Below are 12631 nucleotides of genomic sequence, written 5' to 3' on the forward strand. Positions count from 1 at the left end.
ATCTTGTCGTCTCTGCCCGCATGGGGGGTGTCCGGGTTGCGAACGCGATTTCCCAGATAACGATTCTGTAACAATACTGCTTTGAACTGCGCTTCTATCCTACTCGACCGTAACCACCCGCATGCAGGACGTTTGTACCGGATGGGTTGAACGTCGTTCGGAGCCCGTGTTATGCACGGCACTGTTACCGATGCGTAGAACTCGCCAGTAACCATTTAGCGCGGGAAACTGGGCCAGTCTCTTATGACACTCTTACTACGGCTGGAGTGTCCGCCGGCGGCACCTCATGGATGGCGACTGAGCCCGTCCTGACTGAGCCCGCCGCCGACACCAGCCGGATTCGACGCCGAATCGCAATGGCCGCACAACGTGTGCAGGCCAGCTCCACGACGAGCCCACCAGCCCGAGACGACCGTGAACACGCGATCGCAGCGCGATTGAAGCACTGAGGAGAACACACGACGTGACGATCAACGACCAGCACCGTGCGACAACCGACTCCGACGGCCAGGTGGCCCAGGGCTTCGAACCACTGACCGGAACGCACGCACTCGTCGATCGGCTGCACTCGGGCGAGCCGTACGCGGTGGCGTTCGGCGGTCAGGGAGGCCCGTGGCTGGAGAATCTCGAGGAGTTGGTCAACTCGGCCGGTATCGAGTCGGAGATCAGTCAGCTGGTCGCTGAGGCCGAACTGATGCTCGAGCCGTTGGCGCGCGAACTGGTCGTCGTGCGGCCCATCGGGTTCGAACCGATGAAATGGATCCGCGCGCTGGCCGCAGACGAGCCGCTGCCCGCCGCCAAGGACCTCACCACCGCGGCCATCTCCGGCCCTGGCATCCTGCTGACCCAGATGGCCGCCCAGCGCGCGCTCAAGCGTCAGGGTCTCGACCTCGACGGGCACCCGCCGGTTGCCATCGCAGGTCATTCTCAGGGCGTCACAGCGGTGGAATCGCTGAAGGCCGGCGGTACCCGCGACGTCGAGCTGCTCGCCATCGGTCAGCTGATCGGTGCCGCCGGTTCGCTGGTGTCGCGCCGCTGCGGCATGGTCGGTCGCGGAGACAAGTCGCCGATGGTGTCGGTGCTCAACGTGGATCCCGCCCGGATCGCCGAGCTTCTCCACGATTTCGCCCAGGATGTGCGCACGGTGCTGCCGCCCGCGCTGTCCATTCGCAACGGCAGGCGTTCGGTCGTCATCACCGGGACCCCGGAGCAGCTCGCCCGGTTCGAGCTGTACTGCGAGAAGATCACCGAGAAGGAAGAGGCCGAGCGCAAGAACAAGGTCCGCGGCGGCGCGATCTTCCGCCCGGTCTTCAACCAGCTCAACGTCGAGGTCGGATTCCACACTCCGCGGCTGGCCGGCGGCGTCGAGTTGGTCAACGAATGGGCGTCGCGCACCGGGCTGGACCGCGAGCTCACCCGCAAGCTCACCGAGGCCATCTTCATCGATCCCGTCGACTGGGTCAGTGAGGTCGAAGGGTTGGCCGAGGCCGGCGCCAAGTGGATCGTGGACCTGGGCCCCAGCGACACCGTGACGCGGTTGACCGCGCCGGTCATCCGCGGCCTGGGCATCGGCATCGTCGCGGCCGCCACCCGCGCCGGTCAGCGCAGCCTGTTCACCGTCGGCGCCGCACCCGCGGTCGCGCCCGCCTGGTCGAGCTACGCGCCCCAGCCGATCGCGCTGCCCGACGGTTCGGTCAAGGCCTCGACCAAATTCACCCGTCTCACGGGGCGCTCGCCGATCCTGCTCGCCGGCATGACGCCGACGACCGTCGACGCCAAGATCGTCGCTGCGGCGGCCAACGCCGGCCACTGGGCCGAGCTCGCCGGTGGCGGACAGGTCACCGAGGAGATCTTCGACGCGCGCATCAAAGAGCTCACCCAGCTGCTCGAACCGGGCCGCGCCATCCAGTTCAACTCGCTGTTCCTCGACCCGTATCTGTGGAAGCTGCAGGTGGGCGGCAAGCGCCTGGTGCAGAAGGCGCGCCAGTCCGGTGCACCCATCGACGGGGTGGTCGTCACCGCGGGCATCCCGGACCTCGAAGAGGCTGTCGAGCTGATCGAGGAACTCCACACCGTCGGCATCAGCAACGTGGTGTTCAAGCCCGGCACGGTCGACCAGATCAAGTCGGTCATCAAGATCGCCGCCGAGGTGCCGGGTCGCGACGTCATCGTCCACATCGAGGGCGGCCGCGCCGGCGGACACCACTCGTGGGAGGACCTCGACGATCTGCTGCTGACCACCTACGGCGAGCTGCGCAAGTACAGCAACGTCACCATCTGCGTCGGTGGCGGCATCGGCACCCCGGAGCGGGCCGCCGAGTACCTGTCCGGCGAGTGGGCAAAAGCCTACGGATTCCCGGACATGCCGGTGGACGGCATCCTGGTCGGCACCGCCGCGATGGCCACGCTGGAGGCCACCACGTCACCCGCGGTCAAGCAACTGCTCGTCGAGACCACGGGCACCGAAACCTGGGTCGGGGCAGGCAACGCCATCAACGGCATGGCCAGTGGCCGCAGCCAGCTGGGCGCCGACATCCACGAGATCGACAACACCGCCTCTCGGTGTGGCCGCCTGCTCGACGAGGTGGCCGGTGACGCCGACGCCGTCGCCGAGCGGCGCGACGAGCTGATCGCCGCGATGGCCAACACCGCCAAGCCGTACTTCGGCGACGTGGGCGACATGACCTACCTGCAGTGGCTGCAGCGCTACATCGAGCTGGCCATCGGCGACGGTGACAGCACCGCCGACACCGCAGCCCCCGGCAGCCCGTGGCTGGCCGACACCTGGCGCGAGCGTTTCGAGGAGATGCTCAAGCGTGCCGAGGCCCGCCTCAACGAGAAGGACTCCGGCCCGATCGAGTCGCTGTTCTCGGATTCCCGCGCGAGCTCGGGCGGTCAAGCGCTGCTCGACAATCCGGATGCCGCGATCGCGGCCCTGCTGGCCCGCTACCCGGACGCCGAGTCGGTGAAGTTGCATCCCGCCGACGTGCCGTTCTTCGTGACGTTGTGCAAGAAGCCCGGCAAGCCGGTGAACTTCGTGCCCGTCATCGACAAGGACGTGCGGCGCTGGTGGCGCAGCGACTCGCTGTGGCAGGCGCACGACGCCCGTTACAGCGCCGACCAGGTCTGCATCATCCCCGGAACCCAGGCCGTTGCCGGCATCACCCGTGTCGACGAGCCCGTCGGTGAGCTGCTCGACCGGTTCGAGCAGGAGATCGTCGACCGCGTGCTGGCCGCCGGTGCTCAGCCGGTCCCGGTGGTGTCGCGTCGCCAGGCCCGCGCCGACGTCAGCGGTCCGCTGGCCGTGGTGCTCGACTCGCCCGACGTGCTGTGGGCCGGACGCACCGCGATCAACCCGGTGCACCGTATCGGAGCGCCCGGCGAGTGGCAGGTCAACGACGTGCCCGGCAAGCCGAGCGCCACGCATCCCAACACCGGTGCACGCCTGGAGCAGGCGACCGACGACTCCGGACATGTCTCGGTGACGCTGAGCGTGCCGCTGTCCGACATCTGGATCGACATCCGGTTCACGCTGCCGGCCGCCACGGTCGACGGCGGTGCGCCGATCGTCACGGTCGAGGACGCCGCCAAGGCGATGCGTTCGGTGCTGGCCATCGCCGCCGGTGTCGAGGGGCCGGAATCGCTTCCGCCCGTGCAGGGCGATGCCGCAGCGGTCACCGTCGAGTGGGACCCGGAGAAGGTCGCCGACCACACCGGTGTCACCGCCACCTTCGGCGCCCCGCTGGCGCCGGGCCTGACCCTGGTGCCCGACGCTCTCGTGGGCCTGTGCTGGCCGGCGGTGTTCTCGGCGATCGGATCGGCGCTCACCGAGGACGGCTTCCCGGTCGTCGAGGGCCTGCTGAGCCTCGTCCATCTGGACCACGCCGCGCATCTGCTGACCTCAATGCCGTCGAGCAAATCCGAATTGACCGTGACCGCAACGGCTTCGGCCGCCACCGACACCGAGGTCGGCCGCGTCGTGCCGGTCGACGTCACGATCGCCGACTCCGAGGGCACCGTGCTGGCCACCCTGAGTGAGCGGTTCGCGATCCGCGGCCGCACCGGCGCGGCCGAACTCGCCGATCCGCCGCGCGCGGGTGGGGCCATCACCGACAACGCGACCGACACCCCGCGCCGGCGGCGGCGCGACGTCGTCGTCAACGCACCGGTGGACATGAGCGCGTTCGCCGTCGTCTCCGGTGACCACAACCCGATCCACACCGATCGGGCCGCTGCGTTGCTTGCCGGTCTGAAAACGCCCATCGTGCACGGCATGTGGCTGTCGGCCGCGGCGCAGCACGCGGTCACCGCGACCGACGGCAGGGCCACTCCGCCCGCGCGTCTGGTCGGCTGGACGTCCCGATTCCTCGGCATGGTGCTGCCCGGTGACGAGATCGAGTTCCGGGTCGACCGGGTCGGCATCGACCGCGGCGCGGAGATCATCGAGGTGGCCGCCAAGGTCGGCGGTGAGCTGGTGATGTCGGCGACCGCGCAGCTGGCCGCCCCGAAGACGGTCTACGCCTTCCCCGGTCAGGGCATCCAGTCCAAGGGCATGGGTATGGACGTGCGGGCCCGCTCCAAGGCCGCCCGCGCCGTCTGGGACACCGCCGACAAGTTCACCCGTGAGACGCTCGGCTTCTCGGTGCTGCACGTCGTGCGGGACAATCCGACCAGCCTGATCGCCTCCGGTGTGCACTACCACCACCCCGAGGGCGTGCTGTACCTGACGCAGTTCACTCAGGTCGCGATGGCCACGGTCGCCGCGGCGCAGGTTGCGGAGATGCGCGAACAGGGTGCGTTCGTCGAGGGTGCGATCGCCTGCGGCCATTCGGTCGGCGAGTACACCGCGCTGGCCTGTGTGTCCGGCGTGTACGAGCTGCCCGCGCTGCTGGAGGTCGTGTTCCACCGCGGCTCCAAGATGCACGACATCGTGCCGCGCGACGCGCAGGGCCGGTCCAACTACCGGCTGGCGGCCATCCGGCCGTCGCAGATCGACCTGGACGACGCCGACGTGAAGGACTTCGTCGCCGAGATCTCGGACCGCACAGGTGAATTCCTCGAGATCGTGAACTACAACCTGCGCGGGTCGCAGTACGCGATCGCCGGCACCGTCGCCGGTCTGGAGGCGCTGGAGGCCGAAGTGGAGCGGCGCCGCGAACTGTCCGGCGGCAAGCGGTCGTTCATCCTGGTGCCGGGCATCGACGTGCCGTTCCACTCGAGCGTGCTGCGGGTCGGCGTCGCCGACTTCCGCCGGGCGCTGGAGCGGGTCATGCCCAACCCGAACGATCCCAATCTGCTGGTGGGGCGCTACATCCCGAACCTGGTGCCGCGGCCGTTCACCCTGGATCGCGACTTCATCCAGGAGATCCGCGATCTGGTGCCCGCCGAGCCGCTCGACGAGATCCTCGCCGACTACGACACCTGGCGAAACGAGCGGCCGAGCGAGTTGTGCCGCAAGATCGTCATCGAGCTGCTGGCCTGGCAGTTCGCCAGCCCGGTGCGCTGGATCGAGACCCAGGACCTGCTGTTCATCGAGGAGGCCGCGGGCGGTCTCGGGGTGGAGCGGTTCGTCGAGATCGGCGTCAAGAACGCCCCGACGGTCGCGGGCCTGGCCGCCAACACGCTGAAGCTGCCCGAGTACTCGCACAACACCACCGAGGTGCTCAACGCCGAGCGGGACGCCGCGGTGCTGTTCGCGACCGACACCGATCCCGAACCGGACCCCGAGGACGATGTCGCGGACGCCACGCCTGCGGCGGAAACCGCACCGGCAGAAGCGGTTCCGGCCGAGGCGGCGCCCGCCGCTCCGGCCCCGGCCGCCGCGCCCAGCGGTGGGCCGCGCCCGGATGATCTGGCGTTCGACGCCGCCGACGCCACCATGGCGCTCATCGCGCTTTCGGCCAAGATCCGCATCGACCAGATCGAGGCGCTGGACTCCATCGAGTCGATCACCGACGGTGCGTCCTCGCGGCGCAACCAGATGCTGGTCGACCTCGGCTCGGAGCTCAACCTCGGCGCCATCGACGGCGCTGCAGAAGCCGATCTGGCCGGGCTGAAGGGACAGGTCACCAAACTGGCCCGCACCTACAAGCCGTTCGGTCCGGTGCTGTCGGATGCGATCAACGATCAGCTGCGTACGGTCTTCGGGCCGTCCGGAAAGCGGCCCGCCTACATCGCCGAACGCGTCAAGAAGACGTGGGAGCTCGGTGACGGCTGGGCCAAGCACGCCACCGTCGAGGTCGCCCTCGGCACCCGCGAGGGATCCAGTGTCCGCGGGGGAGCGCTGGGCGGCCTGCACGACGGCGCGCTGGCCGACGCCGCCGCCGTCGACAAGGCGATCGACGCTGCGGTCGCGGCGATCGGCGCGCGCAAGGGTGTGTCGGTGTCGCTGCCGTCCGCCGCGGGCGGTGGTGGCGGTGTGGTGGATTCCGCCGCGCTCGGCGAATTCGCCGAGCAGGTCACCGGACCCGACGGTGTGCTGGCTTCGGCGGCCCGCACGATCCTCGACCAGCTCGGCCTGGGCAACCAGTTCGTGACGCCCGACGCGTCGGCCGACGCGGAGCTGATCGACCTCGTGACCGCCGAACTCGGTTCGGACTGGCCGCGGCTGGTGGCTCCGGTGTTCGACGGACGCAAGGCCGTCGTGCTCGACGACCGGTGGGCCAGCGCCCGTGAGGATCTGGCGCGGATCTGGTTGATGGACGAAGGGGACATCGACGCGGACTGGGCCCGACTGTCGGAACGGTTCGAGGGCGCCGGCCACGTGGTGGGCACCCAGGCCACCTACTGGCAGGGCAAGGCGCTGGCCGCGGGCCGCACCGTGCACGCCTCGCTGTACGCACGTGCCGCGGCGGGTGCGGAGAACCCGGGCAAGGGCCGCTACCACGACGAGGTCGCGGTGGTGACGGGAGCGTCGAAGGGTTCGATCGCCGCTTCGGTGGTGGCGCAGCTGCTCGACGGCGGTGCCACGGTGGTCGCCACCACGTCCAAGCTCGATGACAACAGGTTGGCGTTCTACCGTCAGCTCTACCGCGACAGCGCGCGCTTCGGTGCGAAGCTGTGGGTGCTGCCGGCGAACATGGCCTCCTACAACGACATCGACGCCTTGGTGGAGTGGATCGGCACCGAGCAGAGCGAAAGCCTCGGGCCCAAGTCCGTTCACATCAAGGACGCCCTGACTCCGACGCTGCTGTTCCCGTTCGCGGCGCCGCGGGTGGGCGGCGACCTGTCCGACGCGGGTTCGCGCTCCGAGATGGAGATGAAGGTTCTGCTGTGGGCCGTGCAGCGGCTCATCGGCGGCCTGTCGCACATCAGCGCCGACCGCGACATCGCCGCCCGGCTGCACGTGGTGCTGCCCGGTTCGCCGAACCGTGGCATGTTCGGCGGCGACGGTGCCTACGGCGAGTCGAAGGCGGCACTCGACGCGGTCGTGTCCCGCTGGAAGGCCGAGACGTCGTGGGCGCAGCGCGTCAGCCTGGCCCACGCGCTGATCGGCTGGACGCGCGGCACCGGCCTGATGGGCCACAACGACGTCATCGTCGACGCCGTCGAAGAGGCCGGGGTGACCACTTACTCCACCGAGCAGATGGCAAGCATGCTGCTGGATCTCTGCGATGTGGAGACCAAGGTCGCCGCGGCGCGCGAACCGGTGCTGGCGGACCTGACGGGTGGCCTGGCCGAGGTGGAGCTGGACCTGTCCGCACTGGCCACCAAGGCCCGCGAGGAGGCGACATCCACGTCGGCCGATGAGGACGAGGACGACGAGGCCGCCGATCACCTGATCGCCGCGCTGCCGTCCCCGCCGCGTCCGGTGACCCCGGCGCACGCGCCGGAATGGGCCGACCTCGACGTCGACCCGGCCGACCTCGTCGTCATCGTCGGCGGTGCCGAGCTGGGCCCGTACGGGTCGTCGCGCACCCGCTTCGAGATGGAGGTCGACAACGAGCTGTCGGCGGCCGGTGTGCTGGAGCTGGCGTGGACCACCGGTCTGGTCAAGTGGGAGGACGATCCCCAACCAGGTTGGTATGACACCGAATCCGGCGATCTGGTCGACGAATCCGAGCTCGTCGAGCGCTACCACGACGCCGTGGTGGAGCGATGCGGCATCCGGGAGTTCGTCGATGACGGTGCGATCGATCCCGATCACGGCTCGCCGCTGCTGGTGAGTGTGTTCCTGGACAAGGACTTCCGGTTCGTGGTCTCCAGTGAGGCCGACGCGCGGGCGTTCGTCCAGTTCGATCCCGAGCACACCCTTGCCCGCCCGATCCCGGATTCCGGCGACTGGGAGGTGATCCGCAAGGCGGGCACCGAGATCCGCGTGCCGCGCAAGACCAAGCTGTCGCGGACCGTGGGTGCGCAGATCCCGACAGGCTTCGACCCGACCGTGTGGGGCATCAGCCCGGACATGGCGACGTCGGTCGACCGGGTCGCGCTGTGGAACATCGTGGCCACGGTGGACGCGTTCCTGTCATCGGGCTTCACCCCGTCGGAGCTGATGCGCTGGGTGCACCCGAGCCTGGTGGCCTCCACGCAGGGCACCGGCATGGGTGGCATGACGTCGATGCAGACGATGTTCCACGGCAACCTGCTCGGACGTAGCAAGCCGAACGACATCCTGCAGGAGGTGCTGCCCAACGTCGTTGCGGCCCATGTGATGCAGTCCTACGTGGGCGGCTACGGCGCGATGGTTCACCCGGTCGGCGCATGCGCCACCGCCGCGGTCTCGGTCGAGGAGGGGGTGGACAAAATCCGCCTCGGCAAGGCCGAACTGGTGGTCGCGGGCGGCTTCGACGACATGACGCTGGAAGCCATCATCGGCTTCGGGGACATGGCGGCCACCGCCGACACCGAGATGATGCGGGCGAAGGGAATCAGCGATTCGAAGTTCTCCCGCGCCAACGACCGGCGCAGGCTGGGCTTCCTGGAGGCCGAGGGTGGTGGCACCGTGCTGCTGGCCCGTGGCGACCTGGCGCTGAAGATGGGGCTGCCGGTGCTGGCGGTCGTCGGGTACGCGCAGTCGTTCGCCGACGGTGTGCACACCTCGATCCCGGCCCCCGGGCTGGGCGCACTCGGTGCAGGCCGTGGCGGCAGGGACTCGGTGCTGGCGCGGTCGCTGGCCAAGCTGGGGGTGGGCGCGGACGACATCGCGGTGATCTCCAAGCACGACACCTCGACGCTGGCCAACGATCCCAACGAGACCGAACTGCATGAGCGGCTCGCGGCCTCGCTGGGTCGTTCGGACGGCGCGCCCCTGTTCGTCATCAGCCAGAAGAGCCTGACCGGGCACGCCAAGGGCGGCGCGGCGGTCTTCCAGATGATGGGTCTGTGCCAGGTGCTGCGCGACGGTGTCATCCCGCCGAACCGCAGCCTGGACTGTGTCGACGACGAGCTGGCGACCTCGGCGCACTTCGTGTGGCCACGGGAGACGCTGCGACTGGGTGAGAAGTACCCGCTGAAGGCGGGGCTGGTCACCAGCCTCGGGTTCGGTCACGTGTCCGGTCTGATCGCGCTGGTGCACCCGCAGGCGTTCCTGGCCACGCTGACCCCCGAGCAGCGGGCGGCCTACACCGCCCAGGCTCAGGAGCGGGTCCTGGCCGGACAGCGCAGGCTGGCCTCGGCGATCGCGGGCGGGCGGCCGATGTTCGAGCGGCCGGCCGACCGCCGCTTCGACCACGACGAGTCGGAGAAGGCGCAGGAAGCCGCGATGCTGCTCGACGCGGCATCACGGCTCGGCGAGGACGGCGTGTATCGGCGTTGACCCGTGAGATAGCGTGCTGCCCGTGGCCATCGTCGGGATAGGCATCGATCTCGTCTCCATTCCGGAGTTCGCCGAACAGGTGGACCGGCCGGGGACGGTGTTCGCCGAGACGTTCACCCCCGGCGAGCGGCGCGACGCCGCCGACAAGAGTTCGTCGGCGGCGCGCCACCTCGCCGCGAGGTGGGCGGCCAAGGAGGCGGTGATCAAGGCCTGGTCGGGATCACGGTTCGCCAAGCGGCCGGTGCTGCCCGAGGCGATTCACCGCGACATCGAGGTGATCACCGACATGTGGGGCCGGCCACGGGTGCGGCTGTCGGGTGCGGTGGCCGAGCACCTCAAAGAGGTGACGATCCATCTGTCGCTGACCCACGAGGCCGACACCGCCGCGGCGGTCGCCGTCCTCGAGGAACGCTGAGGGACGCCGAGGAACGCTGAGGGACGCCGAGGAACGCTGAGGCCCTCTCCCTCTTTTCTGGGCGAGCGTGCGTGTCTGCGGCCGGCGCGCCGGTCTCCAGGCGAAGTCCACGCACGCTCGTGGGTTGCACGGCAGTGGTTGCGGGTATCCGGGCGGACCACGAAGGCCGCACCGGGAGGACACCACCGTGTCTCAGACCAATCAGCGCGAACTCGGGGAGTCCGACAGCCCGATAGAGGACGAGCTCGAGTACGCCTTCCGGCGGATGGTCGACGAAGGCACCCAACGGCTCCACCGGAGTTGGCGGGAGGTGCTGGTCACCGGGTTCTTCGGCGGGACCGACATCGCGGTGGGAGTGCTGGCGTACCTGGCCGTGCTGGACGCCACCCAGCAGCCGCTGCTCGCCGCGCTGGCGTTCTCGGTCGGGTTCCTGGCCCTGCTGCTGGGCCGCAGCGAGCTGTTCACCGAAGGCTTCCTGATACCGGTGACCACCGTCGCAGCCAAGCGGGCCAGTGTCGCCCAGTTGGCCAAGCTGTGGACCGGTACGCTGGCCGCGAATCTGGTCGGCGGCTGGGTGCTGATGTGGCTGATCATGACGGCGCTGCCGCGGTTGCGCGCGCAGACCATCGAGTCGGCCGCGCACTATGCGACCGCACCGCTGTCCGCCGAGACGGTGGCGCTGTCGCTGCTCGGTGGCATGGTCATCACGTTGATGACGCGCATGCAGCACGGCACCGACGCGATGGTCGGCAAGATCGCCGCCGCCGTCGCGGGCGCCTTCCTGCTCGCGGGTCTGCAGCTGTTCCATTCGATTCTGGACTCGCTGCTGATCTTCGGAGCGCTCGTCACGGGCCACGCGCCGTTCGGGTATCTCGACTGGCTCGGGTGGTTCGGATACACGGTCGTCGGCAACATTGCCGGAGGCCTGCTCCTGGTGACGCTGCTGCGGCTGCTGCGCAGCAAGGACCGCCTCCGGGAAGAGCGCCACGACGCCGACACCGCGTGAGCTCGTTTAACCTCGACGGCATGAGTGATCTCGTCCAACGCGTCCGCGACGTTCTGCCATCGGTGCGCGCCGACCTCGAGGATCTGGTGCGCATCCAATCCGTGTGGGCCGACCCGGCACGACGCGCCGAGGTGCACCGCTCGGCAGAGGCGGTGTCGAAGTTGTTGTCGGAGGCCGGATTCGGTGACGTCCGGATCGTCGCAGAAGGCGGCGCGCCCGCCGTCATCGCGCACCACCCCGCACCGGAGGGTGCGCCGACGGTCCTGCTGTACGCCCACCACGATGTGCAACCGGAAGGGGATCCGGGGCAGTGGCACACGGCGCCGTTCGAGCCGACGGAGCGTGACGGCCGGCTCTACGGCCGCGGCACCGCCGACGACAAGGCCGGTATCGCAACACATTTGGCCGCGTTCCGGGCGCACGGGGGTAACCCGCCGGTCGGGGTCACGGTCTTCGTGGAAGGGGAGGAGGAGTCGGGCTCGCCGTCGCTGTCGCGGCTGCTGGCCACCCACCGCGAGGCGCTGGCCGCCGACGTCATCGTGATCGCCGACTCCGACAACTGGAGTACCGACATCCCGTCGCTGACCGTGTCGCTGCGCGGGCTGGCCGACTGCGTGGTCGAGGTCGCGACGCTCGATCACGGCCTGCATTCGGGCATGTGGGGCGGTGTGGTGCCCGACGCGCTCTCGGTGCTGGTCCGCCTGCTGGCCAGCCTGCACGACGACGACGGCAACGTCGCGGTCGAGGGTCTGCACGAGCCGGTAACGGCCGCTGCGGACTTCCCTGACTACACCCCGGATCGGGTGCGTGCCGACACCGGCCTGCTCGACGGCGTACGCGAAATCGGTTCGGGTTCGGTGGCCCAACGCCTCTGGGCCAAGCCCGCCATCACCGTGATCGGCATCGACACCACGCCCATCGCCCAGGCATCGAACACGCTGATCGCCCGGGCACGCGCCAAGGTGAGCATGCGGGTGGCACCGGGAGGGGACGCCGCCGCACACCTCGCCGCGCTGACCCGTCACCTGGAAGGACACGCGCCGTGGGGCGCGAAGGTCACCGTGACGCCCGGCGATGTCGGTGAGCCCTACGCGATCGCGGCCAGCGGTCCCGTCTATGACGCGGCGCGCAGCGCCTTCCGGGAGGCGTGGGGCCACGACGCCGTCGACACCGGCGTCGGCGGGTCGATCCCGTTCATCGCCGAGTTCGCCGCGGCATTCCCCGACGCCAAAATTCTGGTGACCGGCGTCGAGGACCCGGACACCCAGGCGCACAGCATCAACGAAAGTCTGCATCTCGGCGTACTGGAGCGCGCCGCGACGGCCGAGGCGCTGCTGCTGGCCCGGCTCGGCGGATCGGACGGGCAGCCCGCCTCGTAGCTGTGCGACGTTGCCGGAGGCCACCGGGATGCCTGCCGACCCCGGCAACGGCCGCTTTCCCGCCGGTTGTTCCC

General features: G+C 69.5%; 4 protein-coding genes. All 4 read left to right on the top strand.

From position 1 onward, the window contains the following. The first annotated feature begins 463 nt into the window (after positions 1 to 463). The 4 genes from BN976_RS15270 (at position 464) to BN976_RS15285 (ending at position 12557) form a co-directional block, all read left to right on the top strand. Positions 464 to 9757, top strand: coding sequence for a type I polyketide synthase (locus BN976_RS15270; RefSeq protein WP_036371710.1), 9294 nt, complete (start codon positions 464 to 466; stop codon positions 9755 to 9757). A gap of 22 nt (positions 9758 to 9779) precedes the next feature. Next, positions 9780 to 10172, top strand: coding sequence for a holo-ACP synthase AcpS (acpS, locus tag BN976_RS15275; protein WP_197420393.1), 393 nt, complete (start codon positions 9780 to 9782; stop codon positions 10170 to 10172). 187 nt (positions 10173 to 10359) lie between these two features. Beyond that, entirely contained in the window at positions 10360 to 11178 is an 819-nt protein-coding gene (locus BN976_RS15280; RefSeq protein WP_036371712.1) for a formate/nitrite transporter family protein, read from the top strand. Between the two features lie 20 nt (positions 11179 to 11198). Continuing rightward, complete coding sequence (locus BN976_RS15285) at positions 11199 to 12557, top strand: dipeptidase (RefSeq protein ID WP_036371714.1); 1359 nt, start codon at positions 11199 to 11201, stop codon at positions 12555 to 12557. Positions 12558 to 12631 lie beyond the last annotated feature (74 nt).

This window comes from Mycolicibacterium austroafricanum (assembly GCF_000612725.1).
GTDB lineage: Bacteria > Actinomycetota > Actinomycetes > Mycobacteriales > Mycobacteriaceae > Mycobacterium > Mycobacterium austroafricanum.

Bases quoted from the DNA above. Each gene is read 5' to 3' on its own strand.
- BN976_RS15285 (WP_036371714.1), top strand. From the start codon at position 11,199: ATGAGTGATCTCGTCCAACGCGTCCGCGACGTTCTGCCATCGGTGCGC.